General features: G+C 26.9%; 22 protein-coding genes and 2 tRNA genes. 7 read left to right on the forward strand and 17 right to left on the reverse strand.

Features of this window, described 5'->3' with window-relative positions; genetic code table 11:
- The 3 genes from NL43_RS08245 to NL43_RS00015 form a co-directional block, all read left to right on the forward strand.
- A partial coding sequence (locus NL43_RS08245) for a hypothetical protein (RefSeq protein WP_198923170.1) occupies positions 1 to 560 on the forward strand: 560 nt, incomplete at its 5' end.
- A gap of 219 nt (positions 561 to 779) precedes the next feature.
- A tRNA-Arg gene (locus NL43_RS00010) sits at positions 780 to 854 on the forward strand.
- Between the two features lie 86 nt (positions 855 to 940).
- Positions 941 to 1,015: transfer RNA gene (locus tag NL43_RS00015), tRNA-Arg, on the forward strand.
- 351 nt (positions 1,016 to 1,366) lie between these two features.
- Here the strand turns inward: NL43_RS00015 and NL43_RS00020 are convergent.
- From NL43_RS00020 to hpt, 16 genes are all read right to left on the reverse strand, one after another.
- Positions 1,367 to 2,524 (reverse strand): TIGR00375 family protein, encoded by a 1,158-nt coding sequence (locus NL43_RS00020; protein WP_069592116.1) that lies wholly within the window; start codon positions 2,522 to 2,524, stop codon positions 1,367 to 1,369.
- A 42-nt stretch (positions 2,525 to 2,566) separates the two neighbouring features.
- Positions 2,567 to 3,343 (reverse strand): proteasome assembly chaperone family protein, encoded by a 777-nt coding sequence (locus NL43_RS00025; protein WP_069591928.1) that lies wholly within the window; start codon positions 3,341 to 3,343, stop codon positions 2,567 to 2,569.
- Between the two features lie 28 nt (positions 3,344 to 3,371).
- The gene (locus NL43_RS00030; RefSeq protein WP_069591929.1) at positions 3,372 to 3,539 is read right to left on the reverse strand and encodes an RNA-protein complex protein Nop10; all 168 of its coding nucleotides are present in this window, start codon (positions 3,537 to 3,539) and stop codon (positions 3,372 to 3,374) included.
- A gap of 106 nt (positions 3,540 to 3,645) precedes the next feature.
- Complete coding sequence (locus NL43_RS00035; RefSeq protein WP_069591930.1) at positions 3,646 to 4,626, reverse strand: alpha/beta fold hydrolase; 981 nt, start codon at positions 4,624 to 4,626, stop codon at positions 3,646 to 3,648.
- Between the two features lie 140 nt (positions 4,627 to 4,766).
- Entirely contained in the window at positions 4,767 to 5,549 is a 783-nt protein-coding gene (locus NL43_RS00040) for a translation initiation factor IF-2 subunit alpha (RefSeq protein ID WP_069591931.1), read from the reverse strand.
- A 36-nt stretch (positions 5,550 to 5,585) separates the two neighbouring features.
- The gene (locus NL43_RS00045) at positions 5,586 to 5,765 is read right to left on the reverse strand and encodes a 30S ribosomal protein S27e (RefSeq protein WP_069591932.1); all 180 of its coding nucleotides are present in this window, start codon (positions 5,763 to 5,765) and stop codon (positions 5,586 to 5,588) included.
- Positions 5,766 to 5,876: 111 nt separating this feature from the next.
- Entirely contained in the window at positions 5,877 to 6,161 is a 285-nt protein-coding gene (locus NL43_RS00050) for a 50S ribosomal protein L44e (RefSeq protein ID WP_069591933.1), read from the reverse strand.
- Between the two features lie 468 nt (positions 6,162 to 6,629).
- Positions 6,630 to 7,613, reverse strand: coding sequence for a hypothetical protein (locus tag NL43_RS00055; protein ID WP_069591934.1), 984 nt, complete (start codon positions 7,611 to 7,613; stop codon positions 6,630 to 6,632).
- 85 nt (positions 7,614 to 7,698) lie between these two features.
- Positions 7,699 to 8,430 carry a proliferating cell nuclear antigen (pcna) gene (gene pcn / locus NL43_RS00060; RefSeq protein WP_069591935.1) on the reverse strand — a complete coding sequence of 244 codons (732 nt, stop codon included), beginning with the start codon at positions 8,428 to 8,430 and terminating at the stop codon, positions 7,699 to 7,701.
- Positions 8,431 to 8,622: 192 nt separating this feature from the next.
- Positions 8,623 to 9,492 carry a hypothetical protein gene (locus NL43_RS00065; RefSeq protein ID WP_143741297.1) on the reverse strand — a complete coding sequence of 290 codons (870 nt, stop codon included), beginning with the start codon at positions 9,490 to 9,492 and terminating at the stop codon, positions 8,623 to 8,625.
- Between the two features lie 336 nt (positions 9,493 to 9,828).
- Positions 9,829 to 10,146 (reverse strand): transcription factor S, encoded by a 318-nt coding sequence (locus NL43_RS00070; RefSeq protein WP_069591937.1) that lies wholly within the window; start codon positions 10,144 to 10,146, stop codon positions 9,829 to 9,831.
- Between the two features lie 90 nt (positions 10,147 to 10,236).
- Complete coding sequence (locus tag NL43_RS00075) at positions 10,237 to 10,641, reverse strand: NUDIX hydrolase (RefSeq protein ID WP_069591938.1); 405 nt, start codon at positions 10,639 to 10,641, stop codon at positions 10,237 to 10,239.
- 221 nt (positions 10,642 to 10,862) lie between these two features.
- Complete coding sequence (locus NL43_RS00080) at positions 10,863 to 11,129, reverse strand: DNA-directed RNA polymerase subunit L (protein ID WP_069591939.1); 267 nt, start codon at positions 11,127 to 11,129, stop codon at positions 10,863 to 10,865.
- Positions 11,130 to 11,696 (reverse strand): exosome complex RNA-binding protein Csl4, encoded by a 567-nt coding sequence (locus tag NL43_RS00085; RefSeq protein ID WP_069591940.1) that lies wholly within the window; start codon positions 11,694 to 11,696, stop codon positions 11,130 to 11,132.
- Between the two features lie 100 nt (positions 11,697 to 11,796).
- Positions 11,797 to 12,810, reverse strand: a complete 1,014-nt coding sequence (gene dph2 / locus NL43_RS00090) for a diphthamide biosynthesis enzyme Dph2 (protein WP_069591941.1) — start codon at positions 12,808 to 12,810, stop codon at positions 11,797 to 11,799.
- Between the two features lie 14 nt (positions 12,811 to 12,824).
- A complete protein-coding gene (gene hpt / locus NL43_RS00095; protein WP_069591942.1) occupies positions 12,825 to 13,388 on the reverse strand; it encodes a hypoxanthine/guanine phosphoribosyltransferase in 564 nt (187 codons plus the stop codon).
- A 245-nt stretch (positions 13,389 to 13,633) separates the two neighbouring features.
- On the opposite strand from hpt, the gene NL43_RS00100 reads away from it, so the two are divergent.
- A complete protein-coding gene (locus NL43_RS00100; protein WP_069591943.1) occupies positions 13,634 to 14,968 on the forward strand; it encodes a signal recognition particle protein Srp54 in 1,335 nt (444 codons plus the stop codon).
- 27 nt (positions 14,969 to 14,995) lie between these two features.
- On the opposite strand, the gene NL43_RS00105 is transcribed toward NL43_RS00100, so the two are convergent.
- A complete protein-coding gene (locus NL43_RS00105; protein ID WP_069591944.1) occupies positions 14,996 to 19,390 on the reverse strand; it encodes a glycosyltransferase in 4,395 nt (1,464 codons plus the stop codon).
- Between the two features lie 133 nt (positions 19,391 to 19,523).
- Here NL43_RS00105 and NL43_RS00110 point away from each other — a divergent pair, with 133 nt between their 5' ends.
- From NL43_RS00110 to NL43_RS00120, 3 genes are all read left to right on the forward strand, one after another.
- Entirely contained in the window at positions 19,524 to 20,750 is a 1,227-nt protein-coding gene (locus NL43_RS00110; RefSeq protein ID WP_069591945.1) for a tRNA pseudouridine(54/55) synthase Pus10, read from the forward strand.
- Between the two features lie 437 nt (positions 20,751 to 21,187).
- Positions 21,188 to 21,478, forward strand: coding sequence for a 50S ribosomal protein L21e (locus NL43_RS00115; protein ID WP_069591946.1), 291 nt, complete (start codon positions 21,188 to 21,190; stop codon positions 21,476 to 21,478).
- A gap of 2 nt (positions 21,479 to 21,480) precedes the next feature.
- Positions 21,481 to 21,843, forward strand: coding sequence for an RNA polymerase Rpb4 family protein (locus tag NL43_RS00120; protein WP_241776189.1), 363 nt, complete (start codon positions 21,481 to 21,483; stop codon positions 21,841 to 21,843).
- Positions 21,844 to 21,879 lie beyond the last annotated feature (36 nt).

Below are 21,879 nucleotides of genomic sequence, written 5' to 3' on the forward strand. Positions count from 1 at the left end.
ATAATAATAATAATAATAATAATAATAATAATAATAATAATAATAATAATAATAATAATAATAATAATAATAATAATAATAATAATAATAATAATAATAATAATAATAATAATAATAATAATAATAATAATAATAATAATAATAATAATAATAATAATAATAATAATAATAATAATAATAATAATAATAATGATAATGATAATGATGATGACTCAAAGAATCCTACACCAACCCCTACACCTACACCAACTCCTACACCATCTGACGACGACCATAATGATTCAAATCCTGATTACAAAGAACTAGCTACACTATATCAACAAGCTAAGAAAGTATACAAAAACTTAACTATTGATCAAAATAGTGGATATATTACAACTGAAAATGATGCAGAATGGGGTGTATTTGAAGCAATAAATTCTAATGGAGAAACTGTGCATATATATATTCCAACTAGCAATAATCCAAATGGAGTACCTTACATTAAAGAAGAAGGTTCAGGACTGGATGTGGTACAACCCAACCCTACTCTTTACCCATCAGATATAAATGAAACTTAAGATACTCCCTTTTTTACTTTATTTGAGAGTAGATATGATATAATTCCTAATAAGCTAAGTATTAAGATAAAAGATAAATAAAAATATTGAGATTTTTTCTCATAAAAACCTTTTTTAAAATCAATTTATTTTGATTAAAAAATATTTGATATTCTATGAATAGAAAAGTATAAAAAGGATAAGAAATAGATACTAATAATAGTATTATACATATAATATGGGCCTGTAGCCTAGCCTGGATAGGGCGTTGGACTTCTAATCCAAAGGCCGGGGGTTCAAATCCCCCCAGGTCCGTTTAATTTAAACTTCTAAATAAACTAATTTTATTATATTTTAATTACAATGATTAAATTTTTTATATGTGAATTTTAGATATGTTTGGGTTTGTAGCCTAGCCTGGATAGGGCACCAGACTCCTAATCTGGAGACCGGGGGTTCGAATCCCCCCAAATCCGTATTGAAAACTATTTTAATAGATAATATTACAAAATAATTATAAAAAAGATTATCATAAGTTATAAGTTATACTTTTATAAAAAATAATAAAAAAATAGAAAAAAAATCAATTAAATAAAATCAGAAAAAGTAGTTAAAAAATTAATTAATAAATAATTAATTTATTCTATGGAACGTCCCATTGCTTGTCCAATTAATGTCATTACAACCATTCCAACTACAATGAATGATACGATTGTTACATAATCCATGTTGATTACTCCTTTTAATTTAATTTAGAAATTCCTTAAAAAGTACCCTATCGTACTTATAGTTATTGTATTAATATATGACCTAATTACTATTTATATTTAGTTATATTCTACCTGACCATATTGTCCACCACGACCAGGACTTACATCTAAACTATTATTTCTATAAGATTTTATAACTCTTGCAAGTAACATGTCTACCTCTTCAATTTTTTCGAGGGGAGTATTTAGTAGTACATCTATTTCATTACCAAATAATGTTAATAGTTTATCATATCTTGTTTGAACATACTTTGTAGTAACTCCTTTATCATGAACAACACTTAGTAATTCGGCTAAAGGTAATAAGTACTGGTAATGAGGTCTATCTTCTGGGTGATGTGGCTCATCATAAGAAGCTAATTCTTGTATTCTCCCCTTCACACCTTTCTTAATTCTTCCACCACAAGAACATTTCATATCACGTTCTATAGCTTCATGTATATTATATATTTCATAACATTGAATACAACCAGTTTCATGATATTTACCCATTCGTGGATCAAAACCATAGTTTTCAACAACATTATTATTTTTTATTGCATCTTCTAGTCCTCTAAAGGATAGTTCTTTTAAATCAATTTTATTAAATTCACGACCAATTCTATGAGGCCATGGAGAATGTGAATCAGAATTTGTTAAGAAAGTGTACTCTTTTAATTCATCAATAGTATCTGCTAAATCGGAATCACTTGATAATCCTAATTCAACAAAATCAGGTTTTTGACCATAACAATCACATATATGGTCATAAGACTTGTATAATCCAGTCCAAGGGGTAAATATATGGGCAGGTCCTATAATACAATTATAATCCCGTGCAATATCCATTATTTCAGCACCATTCATTCTAATTCTTGGTCTTCCATCAGCATCCATATTTTTTACTGTGAATTCATCTCTCATTTGCCATGCTGTTTCAATGGATGGAATTATTATTAAATGATGTATTCTCTGATTATCTTCTACTTCTGTTGTTGTGATAAATTTAGTATTATTTTCAGGTATTGTATTATTTGTTTCATATATTCCTGAATCATCAATTTGTACTAAAGATTCTTCTAATTCATTTAGCCATCCAGAGTGAAGTGCATCTCCTGTTGCAACTAAATTTAATCCTTTTTTTACTGATTCTGTTGCCATAGTTCTAGGATCCATATTCTTAGATGTGGCCATTGAATACTTACTATGTACATGTAAATCTGCATTAATTATCATATTAATCATTAAATAGGTTATAAAAAGGGGGAGATTAGGGAATTAACCTATATATCTTAAATCTTCATTTGATTTTTGTACGTGAGGTTCTGCGATTTGTCCAAATTGTGGATTATGAGATAATCTTTCAAGAGTATCTGCTACTTGTTCATTTAATTCTTGAAGATCTATTTCAAATTTAAGTAATTTAAATAATACTAGTAACATTTCTTTTGCTGCATTAGGATCTACATAGAAACCTGGTGTTTCTCCCATTAAACATGCTGCATCTATTCCTTTTTCTTCTCCATAATATAATAATAGTCCAGATGCACCTATTATTGCTCCACCTTCATCTTTTCTTATTTCAGTATTTTCAATTTCAGCTATTTCATCTATTAATTCTTTATTATTTCCAGCTATGAATATCTTACTTTTTTCAATCATTTCACCAGTGCCTAATCCACCTAGTGTATATATTCTTTTAACATTTAAATCTTCAAAGTAGTTGATTAATAATTTTGAAATTGAAATTTGTCCTTCGAAGTCTGAGCCTTGAGAATTTCCTGTTAATAAAATAACATCTTGATTATCTTCTCCGAAGTCTTTTATGTAGAAAAATTCATTTTTCATATGTTCTACTAGCCCATCTTTCTTCATAGTTACTTGTGGTGGGAAAAAATCAGATTGTAGTTCAGCAAATTTAACTGCATTTAATTGTTTTACTATCTGATCGATTACTATTTTTCCTACAAATCCTATACCTGGTAGCCCTTCAAGTACTATTGGATTATCTAGTTGTACTTCCTCTATCTCTTTTATTATATTTTCTTTATCCATGTTTTTCTCCCCTTTTTTTATTATATTGTTAAAGCCCTAATTGTTCTCGTTTAAGTTGACGTCTGTATTTCCCATATTTATCTTGTGGTGAGTATCTTGCAGGAAATATTACACCTGTTTTTTCATTACATTCTGGACATACTTCTTGAAGAGTATATTCTCCACAGGTTTTACATCGTTTCATTTTAAATTTCATATTAATATATTATATTTTTACGTACTTAATCTTTTAATTATAATGGAATTTTCCAGATTATAGTCCTATTTTACACTTGCAATATACGTCTAGAATTAAGAGGTACTTATTTAAATTGTACTAAGAAATTTTCTAATTCAGGTAATATTTTATTTAACTCTGATGAACCAACATGTCCCATATAAGAATTAAAACATACTAGTGTTGAATTTTCAATTAAACTACTCATAGGTATAGCATCAAGTTCTGGTGGGAAATATTGATCTTCATATATACCAATAATTAGTGTGGGTACTTTTATATTTGATACAATTGATGTTAAGTCATAATTCATTGATGCTACATTACGGTAATAAGCATCTAATACATCTTCCATTGAATCTTCTTCAGCAAATTCATCCATGTACTTATTAATATCAGATATGGATTGATTCATATAAAATTGTCTTGATAAACCAAATGAATACATGGACTTACTCGCTATTTTTAAAGAACGTTTAAGATTTCCAGTTAATTTTCCATTATTAAAGTCAGGATCAGATACAATTATATCATTCATTACCTTAGAAATAATATAGTTTTGTCCTCCCACCTTATAACTACTTACAAGTGAGATTAAAAAATCAATATCATCAGGATATACTGCTGCCCATGTTACAGCCTCAAATCCACCCATTGAATTTCCAATAAGTCCTTTTGGATGAATTATATTTAAACATTCGTTTAAAAATTGCTTATTAAAATTCACCATGTCCAGTATACCATACATTGGATACTCATCAGCTAGTTTAGAAGTACTAGGACTACTACTTCCAGGAGTCCCTAGTGTAGATAATGATACAAAAAAGAATTTATTAGTATCAAATGGAAGATTTTCACCCAAAACACTACTTATTCTCTTTATTGAACCATAATTTCCTGTTGTTCCATGAAAATATATTATTGCATTAGTAATATGACCTTCCTCATCATAGATAGGTGTACCCATAGTCATATATTCGACAGGTTGATTTTTTAGTATTTTGCCATTGATAAATTCAAATTCATCTAAAGTATAATATTTTGGTAATATTGATTCCATATCCATAATTTAATCTCCTATATTTAAGTTGTATAGTTGTATTATAATCTATATTAATAATTAGTAAATTTATAAAAATAGTAAGTAAAAATAGTTTTGAAATAAAAATAAAAATAAATTAGAATTATTAAAATGGATTAAAAAATTTAATCTTCTAATTCACGATGGAAACTACCTTCTCCATCATTTTCTTCAATAATTCCTATACATTTATCAGCTGATTCGCTGAGTATTTTTTCAGCTGTTGGGTAATCCTCTGCTGTTACCATTATACGGTATTTTGGTGCTCCTACACACTGAACTTCAACGCCTTCTGCTTCAATAGACATTAATGCATCTCTGATTATTTCCACACCATTTGATTTATAGGAAACTAAATCCACATATCCTGTAATTTGTACTTCAGGTGTTGAAATATTCTTTTTAGCAACTGCTGTAATTATTTCAGCCCATTCTGGAGTAACATCTATATTAAGAAGAACGTCTTCTCCTTCATCAGATGCTAATTCGAATCCTTCGTATAAATCTCCAAATTCTTCCATTATGAGATATCCTACTTCATCATAAGCATCATCAAGTGTTTTGTTTATAGATTTAGCAGATATTTCTAATAATTTCTCAGCTTTTTGTTCTATTTTCCATTGTTGCATTCTACGTGTTCTTTGATCTTCACGTATACGTTTAAGTGAAGCGTCTACATGACCTTTTTTTGGGTTTACTCTTAATACACGAGCTACTATTTTCTGATTTTCTCTTACATAGTCTCTTATATTTTTAACCCATCCAGAAGATACTTCAGAAATATGTATAAATGCTTCTTTTCCTTCATATTCTTCTAGTTTTGCGAATGCACCGTAACCTAATACTTTATGTACGGTTCCAACAATTAGATCACCTTCTTCAGGCCATTCTTTGTTCATTCTAACCATATAATCACCTGGATAAGTAATCTATCATCTAAATATTTAGTGATCTAGAACTTCTACAATTTGTGCATAGATTTTGGAACGTCCACCTTTTGGTTCTACTAATGTTTTACCACATACAACACATTTTACTGTTGATGCTGCGTGGTCAAATATAATTTGGTGGTTTTCACAATCTCCACATTTAACTTTTAAAAAATTACTTTCTTGTTTAGGCATGTTAATAGATCCTCCTTGTAAGTAATAACTACATTATCTAAAATAGTTCAACAATCTACTCATTGAAAAAAAGATAAAAAAATATAATTTTATTAATTATAAATCCTCAACCTATTGTGATACGAATTCAACTTTTCCTGCACGGATGTTTGTTGATCTTTTAATGTGAGCTTTTCCACATTCTTTACATTTGTATCTTAAATCTAATTTTTTAATAGGTTTACTTCCAGATGGTAAAGGTCTTGGGTAACCTCTGTAACCAGCAGTTACACGCCTAAATTGACGTTGCCCCCATTTTAATTCGCTTGCTTTTCTTTTTTTAGATGTGTGTACTTCGTGTACAGTGTGTTTTTTACATTTTGGACAGTAAGTCCTTCTTTCTCGTGGTATTTTCATCCTATTCACCTCGTTTTTTATATGAAAAAATAAATTATCCCTTAAAGGAAATAATTTTTATTAAAATATTAAAGTAATAACAATCAGTCTTACTTCATTAAATATCTTTTTTAAGATATTGAATAATTCCGTATTTTCCATGGAATAATATTCATTGAAAATTTTCAATACAAATACAAATTTATCATTGTATTTCTTAAAATATACATAATCCCCATCTATATGTCATTAAACTGTATAAAAAAATTATTCAACAATTATACATTAATAATTAACTTTAGATTTATGTATAAACAATTTAAATTAATTAAATCCTAATTGTTCTGCAATCTTAGAACAATCAATAATTTATCTATATATTATTATGATAAACTTCTATATTTATAATTATGTATAGTATATATAAAAAAATATCATTTTAAAATAAGTAGTAGAATATAAAAAAAATAAGTTCATGTAATCATGTAACTACTTTATTACATTAATTACATCATTATGTTTTAGTATTTTTACTAGAGATTCAGGTAATAATACAATATCATTAATTTCAAAAGGACCATACGTTTTTTCATCTTCATCTAAAATATCCGTTGAAATTTCTTTTTTAAATTCAACCAATTCTTCTGAATTATATATTGTTTCAGATTCTAACTCTTCAGATACTTGTTCTATTTTATCCACATTTATGGATTCATTAGTTGTTATTTGTTTTTGATTAACTTCTATATTTTCTTGAGATTCTTCAGTGTTTTGTTTATATATTGATTTTTCTTGTAAAGCTATTGTATCTTCCATAGGTGGTGTTGGTGGTATAAATGGTGTTGATATATCTGTTTTTGGTTTTGTTTTAACAGTTTTATTAGTTTCATCTAAAATAACATCATCTGGAGCTTTACCAAACATCATAGTTATCTGATTTTCATCTAGATGTAGTGGTGTTGGTTTAGATGGTTTTTTAACTGTCTTTGAAGGGTCAGGTATCCCTTCCACATCCTCATCTGATTTAATAGGTTTTGGTTTAAATCCTATTTTTGTATCTCGTTTTCGTTTATGAGGTACAATATCTTCCATTAATCCTTCACGATGAGTTACAAGTTTATCAATTATTTCTTTGTAAAATCTCTCTTCTTCAGGAGTTACATTATATGGTACTTCATCAAATAATTGAGAATCTTTCTTATGACCTTTAAATATATCATGTGATTTTTGAACATTAGTTAATGCTGTCGTTATAATTTTAAATTCTCTGCGTTCACAGATTTCAACAGTTATTCTCTGAGCATCACGTAATTGATATGCTTCTAATGATAGGGGATTATCATCAACGATCTTTAATAAATCTTGAAGATAATTAGAAGCATCATCGTAAAATGTATCTTCTATTTCAGATAATGTTCCTGTAGTTCTTTCTTTCTTTTGTATATCCCTTAATCTTTGAAAAAAAGTATCCAACTATACTATCCCCTTTTATACTATTTATATGTTTATTTGATTTAAAATAATATTTTAATTAGAAAATAAAATAAAAAATCAAAGCTTATTCTTCTTCTATTCTAGGAGCTAATAAAAATGTTAATTTTCCTTCTTCATTTAAAAGCTCTAAAGTTAATGTTAATGGCATATCATTTCCTAATGATATATACGTATTATCTGCAAATTTTTCTGCTTTAAACATTTCTTTAATATTTTCTATTGCAAACACTGCTCTTACAGTATCGGATACTTTTTCACCGTGAAGATATTCTACTTTTGCATCTGCAAAATCTCCTACAGATTCAAGAATTAAATTATCTTCATTAATAGTGAATGCTACACGATCTGCTGCTATTTCAATATCAGTTACTGTTTCTTTAAGAGTACTTATTGGAATACCCATAGTTACAGGATAATCTATTTGAGGTGGTGTTGGTGTATCATATTCTAAATCTATAAGTTTAACTTTGAATGTTTTTTTAACTGCCCCTTCAAAAGTTAAGATTAGATTTCCTGCATCTACTGTTAATTCCATTACATCATCATTTTTTGACCTTTTGAGTACTTTCATTAATTCTTCAGTATCTAAGTTCAATTTAATAGGTTTATCACATTCAAATATATCAAATAAACTTTCTTTTAATTCTAAATGCACATATGTAATATGACTTCTGTCAATTGCATTTAACCGAAGTCCATCAGAATCTACTTCTATTTGTACTTCATCAACTATTGATGATATTGCATCGAAACTTGTTTTGAAAATACTTGGATCACTTAATACTAGTTTAAACACTGTGAAATACTCTCCTTTATTACTTTAAATTTTTTTATTTTGAAAAAAAAATTTCATTATAATTAAGTTTTTGATAGTTATGAATATTAAATTTATCAGTTCCCCTGAATTATATAAAATAGAAAAAGACTAAAATGATTAAAAAAAAATAAAATATCTATTCACTTCTCTTAACTAATAGGTGGTTAAATATTATTTCTTATTATTTTTATTACGTGATGTTTTAGGTTTTGGCATACTACTTTGAGAATCAATATCATTTAATGAATCTATATTATCCATTCCAAGTAATTTTAGTAATTCTTTATAGAATGCTAATAATATAACCACAATTCCAAATAAAATTAAACCTATAGCCATAGATTTTTGTTCACCATACACAACATTATCTGATAGTTTAATTACATCATCTAATATTTGTATAACTCCAATTATTACTATAATTGTACCTATAATCATCATGATGACTTTTTTCATGTCAAAGTTAAATCTAGATAAAAAAGTTAGATTCTTTAATTTATCACCATTAAATTGATTTAATAAAGGAACACCATCTTCATCTACTTTAACATTATCTATAATTTTTGTAGAATCCTTTTCTTTAGATAATGTTTTATTTTCTACTTCGACTATTTTTTTAGTTTCTTGTTTTATGTCTTGTGATGAATTTTTTTGTGAAACTTCTTTTGATTTATTTTCTTTGAGGTTATCTTTGTTATTAATATCAACCTCTTCAATTATTTTCTCAATTTTTGTTGTTGGTTCTATTAAATAGTTGTTTTCTGAATCCTCAACAGATTCTATTTCAGATTCATCTATGTCAGGTGTTTCTATAATTGAACCTAACTCACTATCATATTCAGGAATATTTTCAATATTATGTTGTTCTAATATATCTAGAGGATCTTTTTCAGATTCAATGATTTCAATAGTATTTGTTCCTTCTTCTTCAATATCAACTATTGTATTTAATTCATCTAAAGGATCCACATCCAAGTCCTCATTTTTCAAAGGAACTTCTTCTGATTCTTTATCATTTAAATTATTATCTTGACTTGACACAATTATCACTAATCCCAACATATGTAGAATTCAATATATTCAATCATAGCTAACTCCAATATTGTTAGTGTAATAATAAACTATTTATTATAAAATTTATTTTGCTCCACTGTATGTTATAGATTTTATTTCTAAATTAATAAATAACTTACTATGAAAAAATTAAGTTTACTTTAATACAAAAAATATATGGGTCTTCATCAAAATTCAAAAATTGATTTTTAATAATGCCTATTCTGGCTTCAATTGTAAAATAAAGAAAAGTTCACATGAAAAAAAATTTATTTTGGCGGACACTCATATCTAAAAAAAAAGAATTAGAGAATAAAATCAGATTTAATCATATTCTCTCCATGTGTAATCACATTCTGTGCATCTGAAGAAACGAGTTTCTGATTCATCAGCACTTCTTGTTTGTTGTAACCACCAAAATGCTACTTTATTATCACATTTTGGACAAATTACTTTTATTGTTGGTAATGTTTTTACATTACCATCTGTTACAATTATAGTATCTTCTTTATCTACTTTTTCAGCAACTTGGTATTGTTTTTTTGATTCTTCAGTTACATTTTTTACATAACCACAAGCATCACATGTGAACTTACCATCTTTTGGAAATAATACTTTTCCACATTCTGGACAAAATTCCATTTGTAATCATAATCTCCTAAAAAATTTATCTATTCAACTATATATTATTATTCTATATGTTATATACAATAAATTTTATTATCAAAGAACCTATATTAAACCTGCATCTGAAAGTATATCTCTATGGTCAAATGCAAAATCCATTTCTTTTAAGTTATTAATTTTAAAATATTTCGCATCTTTTGCATCAGAACTTGATTTAAGTTGATTTCCAATAATATAAGCTTTAAATGCAACTGTAACAGTGTGTCCTCTTGGATCTCTTTCTGGATCAGAGTATACTCCAACCAATTCATCTAATTCCACATCTAACCCTGTTTCCTCTTTTGTCTCTCTTATAGCAGCATCTTCTACTTTTTCACCATATTCTACAAAACCTCCCGGTAATGCCCAATAATCTTTATAAGGATTATTTAATCGTTTAATAAGCACTGTTTCATTATTTTTTATTATTATTACATCTACAGTTAAAGCAGGATTTCTATATTCTGACATGAAAAAGTATATATTTTCTATAAGTAATGTAAATTTCGAAATAAAAATTAGACTCTGTCAATTAATAGTGTTATTTTTAAAAGAAAAAATACATTCAAAGAAGATAGTTTCATATAAGTAAGTGTAAACTCACATTAATATCTATGATTTATTTAAAATAACGATAATAATATAAAAATGATTATAATAAATTAAAAAAAGTAATATTCAAAGAATATAATTTATTCTTTAAATCCATTTATTAAAGCTTCTTTAAAATCAGCTGCTTCTTGTTTAACATTATTTGCAGCCCTATTAATAGAATCTCTTGGATTAGGACTATGTACTTCAAATTCAGGTTGTCCTATAAGAGGATGAGTTATATCATATGCAGCAGCATGTATATCCTCCTGGTCCATTAATCTTTTCCTTAAAATATTACAAATTGTATGTGTTTCACCAGTAATTTCTAATACTAATTTTTCAGGTTGTTCTTCAATAACTTTCATCTAATACGCTCCATATTTACTTGATAATTTACGTGAATCAATCATACCACATTCACACAATAATTTATGATTAGCACTTAATCTCATAAATTTACGACAATTTACACACATTGCCTTTATTATTCCTAATTCATCTTCAGCTGTTGTTAATTCTATATATTCATGTCCTAGTATAGTAATTACTTTTGCTTCAACAATATCCCCAATTTTAAATAAATCATGCATGGATGATACATAACCATCAGTTGCCTTGGATATATGAACATAACCCTTGTAACCTGCCACTAGCTCACGTTTACTATTTAGTACTTTTTTAATAGTTACAAGTGCTTTATGAGCTTTTACATCTGTTATATGACCAATTACAATATCTTCAACTTTAATATGTTCAGGAGCATCCTGTGAATCAATTGATATTGTTTTATTAATATCATCCCGTTTTACACGTCCATAAATACTAGCTTTAACATGCCCATCCTCAACATATGTCCAATCTGAAGGGATATATTCTTCATAAGTACATAATATTTCACCAGGTAATACTAGTTCATTTTCTTTATGATTCATATTAACTACCTATAGATATTAACATAGTTTCCTATTAAACTTGAATTAATCAATTATATTATATTAATATATTATGTTTATTAATAATAAAGCTAACTAATTATGTTTGTTCATCATGAATAATAATTTCATCCATTTGATAATCATCCCAATCCCTCATACCTAATACAATTTCCAATTCATCAGGAGTTAAAACTGGTTTTTTATACATTGCACTATCATCAATTGCAATTCTTGGACAAGCAGTCATTACAAAAGCATCTAAATCAAATGGTAATAACCTATCAGGTGCAATATAATCCATATTTAATATCTGAGCTTCAAAACCATGTTCTTCTATTAATTTTTTAAGTTCTAATGCTAAATCAAATCTTAATTGACCTTTTTTAGATGAAATTATAATACCATATGATTTTGCAGATTTTGCTTTAGTTATTCTTGCAAAACGTACTCTTATTATTTTATCATAAAATTCTTCAATATCTCTTGATTCACCCTTGAATGGATCTGCAAGTATTACTGGTTTTTTTGTAAATAATTTTACTCCAAGAGCATGGAAATCACCACTTCCCACATATAATATAACATCCACATCTAAATTTTTAATAGATGTGAAATTACATCCAAGTACTTGACCTGTAGAAGTACCTTTTCCATTATCTAGTTTTACACTAAACCCTTGCTCTTCTATTAATGAAATCATATCATCTAGTTTATGTATATGTTGTGTTGTTGTTACAAGCCCAATTGTTTTTACAGTCTCATCAAGACTTGACAATGCATCATTAATTGGAGCTACAATATCTGCACTAGAATGAGCTTCAATAAATAATACAGGACAATCTGTTTTAATAGGAAGAGGAGTATGTGCAAAATGAACTACTAAATCAATATGTTTATTTACCTTATTATCAGCCAAATCACAAGCTCCAAAACAAGGATCTGCATCTATTAATACATTTACATCAGGAAGTACTTCTTGAAGTTCATTTGAAACATTTATTGCATCAACTTTCAAACCTTCTGGAAATTGTAAGATAATATTTTTTGCATCTAATTGTATTATTTTATCTTTAATAACATCAATTTTATAGTCATAGTCTATTGTTGCCATATTAAACTTCCTATTTAATCTTCAATAAGAGTTACTTTTCCATTGACCATTTTAATTTTAACTAAAGTATCTAATTTATGATTTGTTTCTTTTTCTACTATTTCACGACCCTTATCCTTTTCTATTGGTACAATTATATTAACTAAATTTGCACCTATTTCATCAAAAGCTTTTATAACACTTATTAATGTTCCTCCCGTGCTTACTACATCGTCTATTAATAATATATTATCATTTTCTTTAATTCCATTAATATATAATTCATTTTCACTGTAACCCGTTCTTTGATGTACTTTTTGTTCACCTTCAAGACCATAAGACCTTTTACGTACAACTACAAAAGGTATTCCCGTTTTAAGTGATAATGCTGTTGCAAGAGGTATTCCCATGGATTCCACCCCTACAATTTTATCAATTAAGTCAAGATTATAATTATTAATAATATAATTCATAATATCATCTAATAATTCAGGTTCTACAAGAGGTACACCATCACTTATTGGATGTACAAAGTAAAAATATTCTCCTTTTTTAACTACGGGACATTCCACTAATGATTTTTTTAATTCATCTAACATGACTAAACTCCTTCTTTAATATTATTTGAAAATAATTAGATTTTTGTTATTAATTAATCATCATAAATAATTAAATATAAACTTTCTATATAATATATTAACTTATCTAAATTATTATTTTTTAAGATTTATAGAGAATAATCATGAAATCATTAAAAATTAGATAATTTTATTAAATTATAACATCAATATAAGAAACAATAAAAGAATATTATAAAAAGATAAAAATATAAGGAGGTTCAGTGATGCTTGAAGGCCTAAGTGAAAGTCTAACACAAACAATGAAAAAATTAGCAGGAATGTCCATTATTGATAAAAAAACACTGAAAGAAGTTACCAAAGACATTCAACGTGCACTCATACAATCAGATGTAAATGTAAAAGTAGTATTCTCCCTTACCAAAAAAATAGAAAAAAGAGCATTAGAAGAAGAATTACCTAAAGGATTAAGCCCTAAAGAACATGTAATGCGTATCGTATACCAAGAATTAGTTAATTTAATTGGTGAAAAACCAGAAGAATTAAAAATCACCAAAAAACCATATAAAATAATGATGCTTGGTTTACAAGGTAGTGGAAAAACAACTACAACTGCAAAATTAGCAAAACATCTTAAAAAGAAAGGACATACATCTGCAATTGTATGTACAGACACATGGAGACCTGCAGCTTATGAACAATTAAAACAATTAACAGAACCTTTAGATGTACCTGTATTTGGAGATCCAGAAAATAAAGATGCTTTAGATCTTGCTGAAAAAGGGCTTGAAAAATGTGGATCCAAATATGATGTTATACTAGTAGATACCGCAGGACGTCACAAAGAAGAACAAGATTTACTTGATGAAATGACCAAATTAAGTAAAATAGTTGAACCCGATGAAGTAATCCTAGTAATAGATGGAACAATCGGACAACAAGCACGTAACCAAGCAGAAGCATTTAAACAAACAACAAATATTGGTTCTATTATTGTAAGTAAATTAGATGGTTCTGCAAAAGGAGGAGGTGCACTTTCTGCTGTAGCAGAAATACATGCTCCAATTAAATTTATTGGAACTGGTGAAAGAGATGATGACTTCGAAGCATTTGATCCTGAAAGATTCATATCCAGACTTCTTGGAATGGGTGATTTAGATACATTAATCGAAAAAGCAGCAGAAGTTACATCAAAACAATCCGATAAAGAAATGGTTGATTCTATAATTAGTGGTAAATTCACATTAAAAGATATGGAAAACCAGTTAAATATGATGAATCAAATGGGACCTATCCAACAAATAATGAAATTAATACCTGGATTAGGTAATCAGTTACCATCAAATGCTTCTAAAGTAACTGAAGATAAACTAAATATGTATAAAATATTAATGAACTCCATGACTGAATACGAATTAGAAAATCCAGAAGTCATTAAAAAATCAAGAATAAGTAGAATAAGTAGAGGAGCAGGACTTTCAAACGAAGATGTTAAAGATTTACTTAAATACTATAGTGTAACTAAAAAAGCATTAAAAGGAATGGGTAAAAGAAATATGGGTGGACCAATGGGTAAACTCATGAGACATATGCAAAGATAACACCCCATATTCTTTTTTTAAAAAAAATTAATTTATTTTTCTCTTATAATCATCTATAATTTTTTCAGCACGTAAATCAAATGTATGATTTTTTATTATTTTTGAATCAATAGAGCCTATTTTTAAAGCTTCATTTATTTTATCAGGTAATTCCTCTTTTTCATCATAGATTATAACTTCATCTCCAAAGACATCTTCCAGACCTACTGCATGATCACTTACTATTACTGCACCACATGCAAGACCATCAAAAATTCTGTTTGAAATAAAACCTTTTTTACGCATATCATCCCAATGATCATTTAATAATACTTTTGTTGAAGAATATGCTTTGTTTACCTCTTCATTAGGGAAATAATCCCCTTTTATATATTTTTCATCAATAATTCCTTCCCAAAATCCACCATATACACTTAATTGATGATTTGTTGGTAATAAATCTCTTAATATTTTTCTAAATTCTGACTTGAATTGTCCTACAAATAATAACTCAGTTTCATATTCTTCACAAACATCCCTATGGAATCTAGACAAATCTGTACATTGTAATAATCCTTCAACTTCTGTACTAAGTAATGGTTTTAATTGTTTAGCCCAGAATAATGATGCAATATATACTTGATTATAAGAGTCATATTCACCTATACTTATTAAATCAGGATGTGATATATTCCACATTATATTATAATGAATAGATTTTGGAGTATATTTATTTAAACCTCTTAATACTAATATTACATCATATAAGGTATCATCATAAGTATCCCAATCATCATATAATTGTATTTTTGCAAAACAATTCTCTTTTTTATTGAATGCTTTTACTAGTAGTATTGCAAAGTGATAATCACCCCAACTATGTCTATCACCCTCTTTTTTAATTGGTAACTTAACCATTACTTTTATAGATTCAATATATCTTTTAAGAAGATCTACTAGTGCATCTGTTAGTGCTTGGTAAATTTCATTTTCTAATAATATTTTTTGTAATTCTTTGATTTTATATTGTAATTTTCCTGAATTCGACAAATATTCATTTAATAAAGCTTCAAGTGATTCTTTTGAATCATATACTGGTAATTTCCCTCCAAATATTTCTTCCGAAACTTGTTTATTATTTGTTATTACAAGAGAATTATTTATTAAAGCATTGAATATTACGGAATCCTTCAATAAGAATGAATCCATGTTTTCTTCATAATCTAGGACTATTTTTGTTGATGTGTAAGCTTTTGTTAAATTTTCAGATTCAATTAATCCATGATTATACTTACTGAATTTTTCACTAGATTCTAATGAATCACCATAGATATTAAATGTGTACTTTAGATTATCTGGATTTAATAATTCACCAATTTTTTCAAGTTCATCATGATCTTTTATTAAACAATAATCACACATGAATTCTTCTGATGCTTTGAAATCATATGATTCATGTTTAGATATAATAGGATAAAATAATGGTTCATATCCAGAATAATCTCTAATATAGTCTAATCCTTCTTGTGTAGTAGATAGGAACACGTCATAGTTTTCAAAATATTCATTATCTATCCATTGTTTATAATCATTTGTTGCAACGGCTAATTTCATTAGTAAAATATTTTCAGTTTTTATTTTATCTAAATTATAATCACTTACTAAAGAAATTAAAACATCAGTATTTTCATCAATATTATAACAATCTTCACCATCAAAAGGGATTAATTGAGTTTCATAACCTTTTAGTTCTAATTGATGGAATAATCCTTGAATAGAAATGTAATTTCCTGTATTATATGCATCTTTTTTAATAACACATGCTATTTTTAAGTTATCATCACTGTATAGATTTTTTTTATTGAGTTTATCAAAGAAAACATTTTGTTTTAGATAAGTATGCCATTTTCTTGTAAATACTTTTGTATTATGCTTTTGTCTATGTTTAAGTAGTTGTTCTTTATTTTTAGATAGAATTCCATGTTCATGATGATAAACCACTGCTTTTGGATTATAGTAGTTTGTATATCCTTGTTTATTTAATTTTAAACATAAATCAACATCTTCAAATCCATAAATATATTCTGCATCAAATCCACCTACTTCTTCATATTTTGTTTTTTCAATTAATAATACTGCAGAGGATACTGCTGCTATTTTTTCAGTTTCTGTATCATTGAATAGGTATGATTTAGCATTATCCCTGTCATATGGTTGGATATATCCATCTCGTCCCTTAAAGTGTTTGCCTGTGTGTTGTAATTTATATGATTTATGACTTTTACTTAAAAATTCAGTAGAATCCGGATATACTAATCGTGCCCCTATTGCTCCTGCATCTTCATGTGTTAAAGCTGTGTCAATTAAATGATTAAGCCATCCATCTAATAATTCAATATCATTATTTAAGAACAGTAAATATTGTCCTTTAGCTAATGCTACACCATCATTATTAGCATCAGCATAACTTTTATTTATCTTATTTTCTATGAGAATTATAGGCAATTCTGTTTTAAACTTCTTGATTATATCTACAGAATCATCCGATGAATCATTATCTATTATGATAAGCTCATAATTCGGATAATTTGTTTTTTCATCAAATCCTCCAAGTATTTTTTCTAAAAAATCTGAACCATTCCTATTTAGTAAAATTATTGAAATTAAAGGAGCATCTTCATCATAAGTACTGTATTCATATGACATTACATCTTGTTTTATAGCCATTTCATAGTCTTTTTTATCAGCTTCAGTTAAAAATTGCTTACATCGATGTCCTTGATCTCTTCCTTCTGTAATATAATGATATAATGGACATATTTCTGCTTCTTTTACTTCAGGGTACTTATATAGATAATAATTGTTATCAAAGTAGCGGGATGGATTTTTACCTTCAATGTATCCTCTTGAAACATAATGATAAGCCGGTTTTTCAAGTGTATATTTTACATCATCATATGTTTCTAAATAGAATTCTTCATCGAATAGTTCTGATGCTTCAACAATCCTTGCATATTCATTTAACAGTTTTTCATGATTTAATTTTTCATCTTCTTCAGTTTTAGTTAAAGAAGGTTTTCTTCCTTCACTGCTTCCTTCTGTTAAATAATGATAGTATGGATTTAGAGTTAATGGTAGCACTTCTTTATTCTGTTCTCGGTAGAATTTTGTATCAAATACCTTGTTTGGATTTTTATGATGAACTGCACCATATTCTACATAATGTTTGATTAAATCACGAGTATCCCCTTTAAGTCCTGGATTTTGACTCATATAATATTCTACGTCAAATGTATTTGAATCATAAATTACATCAATACATTCATTTAATTCTACTCCAGTTAATTCTTTATGTGTAGTTATAGAGTTACTTTTTAAACCTCTGAGTATGTAATGTATTAATGGATTTATATCATTACCATTAAGATATGCTTCTTTGTAGTATAATGTATCAAATTCCTCATTTGGATTTAAATTAGACTTGTATCCCTCAATTAAGTAATGTTTAAATGGATCTAAATTTGATTTCTTTAAATTGGGATGTTGTTTATAATAATACTCTTCATCAAAAAGATCATTATTTTTAATTTCACTTATAGCTTTTTCAATTTCTTCTGGAGTAAAATCATAGTTTGTTAATTTGTTTTCCTTGATACCATAGATTGCATAGTGAATTAGAGGATTTACATCATTGTTTTGTAAAAAATTACTTTGACTTATATAATATTTTGTGTTAAAAGAACTAGAAGGATTTCTTCCTTCTTTATATCCTACTGTTAAATAATGATTAAAAAGATTACTTGTTCCATCAGCTATCCAAGGGTATTGATTATTATAATATTCTTCATCAAACAAATGATTTTCTCTAATGATGGTTATTGCTTCTATATAATCTTCAGGAGTAATAACTTCATATGAATCATCATCTTTAAACATGTTTAATTCATCAACACTACTTCTTAATTTATCATTAAGATTAATATTCTTTTCATTTAATTCCAGAAGTTGATTATTGATGTTTTTTATATTTTCTTGAATAGATAAACTATTATTAGTTAGATTTAAACTTTTTTCAGCAATAATTTTTGTTTTTTCATCAATACTTATGCTGTTTTCCGTTAATAATTCATTTTTAATTTCGTCCTCAAAAGAATTATTTTCAAAATCATCATATAAAACATAGAATACTAATGGATTTATATCATATTCTTTTAAAAAAGAATGTTTTTCTATATATAACTCATTGTCAAATAATTCTGAAGGATTTTTACCTTCTTTGTAACCTATGTTTAAATAATGTTCGAATAAATCATCTGTTTCTTCAGATACTTCGGGATATTGAGTATTATAATATTCCTTATCAAAAAAGTTATTTGCAAGTATTATCTTTTTTGCATTGCTCAATTCTTCTTCACTGATTTTTTTGCTATTAATTGATGACATAATCCTGACCCTTTCAAAATTTTATTATTTTATATTTATTTAAATTTAAATATATAATAATTTAATAGTATATATTAAAAATATAAATAAAAATAATTTAAAAAATAAAATAACCTGAATTAAGGAGTATTAAATGACAAATATAGAAAAAAATAAAAATACTGAAAAAAATAATTATGCTCTTTGTCCCGAATGTTTATCTAGAATATATAGAAAGCCTGAAGATAAAAAAAACTCTAAAATACCCCTAATAACTGATTCCAAAAAGTGTAGCATATGTAATAATTTAATGTTAAATAAGGATAAATTATACAATATCATTTTAAAAAAGATAAACTTACTTAATATTGAGTTTGACACTTTTTTAATTGCTTGTCAAATAAATAATCAAACACTTATTAAAAATCAGCAAAAAATCAATAAGATAACAAATTACAATGGAAATAATGACCTTAAACATGCTATAAGACGTGATATGACACAAATGCTTGTAGAAAAACTAGGTAAAACTGTTGACTACAAAAATCCAGAAGTAGTTATCATGATAAAGGTAAGAAAAAAAGCTTACAAACATAATCCTTATTATGAAATAAAGAATGTTAATATATTCCTTGATTCTAATCCAATATTTATTGAAGGAAAATATCGTAAATTAGTTAGAGGTATTCCACAGACAAAATGGCCTTGTACTGAATGTAAAGGAAAGGGTTGTGAAGCTTGTAATTACACAGGACGGCAATATGAAGATACTGTTGAAGATTTAATTTCTAAACAAATTTTAAAAATGACTAGAGGAAATAGTACTAAATTCCATGGATCAGGTCGTGAAGATATTGATGTTTTAATGTTAGGTGAAGGAAGACCATTTGTAATTGAAGTAAAACATCCATTTAAACGAAAAATAGATCTTAAATTACTAAGAAGATTAGTTAATAGTCATAGTGATGGTAAAATTGAAATTAATGATCTTAAGTATGTTGATAGAACAAGAAAAGCTACAATAAAAAATAGTTCAGTTGAAAGTTATAAAATATATTCTGCCATTGCAGATTTTGAAAAAGGAGTTACAAGTAAGGATATTGCAGCAATAGAAAAATTAAAAATAATCGAACAAAGAACACCTATACGAGTAGAACACAGAAGAGCTGACTTAATCAGGACAAGAAAAATCAATAATATTGAAGTAGAACGTATAAATAGTAAACAATTACGTATCATTATTAATTGTCAAGGTGGTCTTTATATTAAAGAATTAATATCAGGGGACGATAATCGTACAAAACCAAGTATATCACAAATTACTAATAATAAGGCAATATGTTCCCAATTAGACGTTTTAAAAGTACATATTCCAATCTAAATACCACTTTTTTCTAATTTTTTAAGAACTTGTATAATGGTTATACTTATAAACTATAAAATTAATATATATTATACAATATTAAAACATAGAGTGTAATCTTGAAATATTACAGTAATATGATAATCTATAAAAAAACCTATAAATTATAGAACATACTATTTAATAACCTATAACAAGAATTATATAAAAAAAGAACTATGTTTATAATTGAAAAAAATTTCTTTTTTAGCTCTAAAGAAATTAATTTAGAAGAAATAACTCATTAACAGATAATTAGAATTTAGTATTCTTAACATTTAGTTAAATACAATATAACTTAGTCAATATAAGACTAATAAACCTATAGATTTGTGAAAAACCTAAATTCACAATCCAAAAAAAAATAAAACCTAAAAAAAAACTTAAATTCTATTAAAGAAACTGAGATGATATAGATGAGAAAATCAAAAGGATTTAAAAGTCGATCAAGATATAAACTTAAAAGAAGTATCAGACCTAAACGAGCTAACCCAATATCCAGAAAAATACAAGTATTTGAAGCAGGACAAAAAGTACATATAATAGTTGATTCAAGTATCCACAGAGGACAACCACATCCAAGATTCCACGGAAAAACTGGAGAAGTAGTTGGTCAAAAAGGAAAAGCATACCTTGTAGCTATTAAAGATGGAAACAAACCTAAAGAATTAATTATAAGACCAGAACATCTTAAATTACAAGAGTGATTATGATGATTGGAAAAAAAGTCATTGATACTAAACCTATCACAATATCTGAAGCACGTGAAATTCTAATGAAAAAAGTAGAAGAAAAAGCTGATGAAAATAATGAAGTCGATGGCCACCAATTCACATATGAACAGAATTTAACTATTGACTATGTCAATAAGTTTGCATTACTTGATGCAGAAGATGCTCAAGAACTAAGAGGTAAATTAGAAAAACACCTTAGTCCTATACAAGCAGTAAAAGTAGTGGATTTAATGCCTGAAGATCTTGATGACTTAAGATTAATCTTTTCAAAAGAAAGAGGAAATTTCGAAACAGAGACTTTACAAGAAGTATTAGATCTTGTAGATCAATATCGATAAACTCCCCTACTTTAATTCTTTCAATAACCACCTAAA

It is taken from the genome of Methanosphaera sp. WGK6 (assembly GCF_001729965.1).
In the GTDB taxonomy this organism is placed as follows: Archaea; Methanobacteriota; Methanobacteria; order Methanobacteriales; family Methanobacteriaceae; genus Methanosphaera.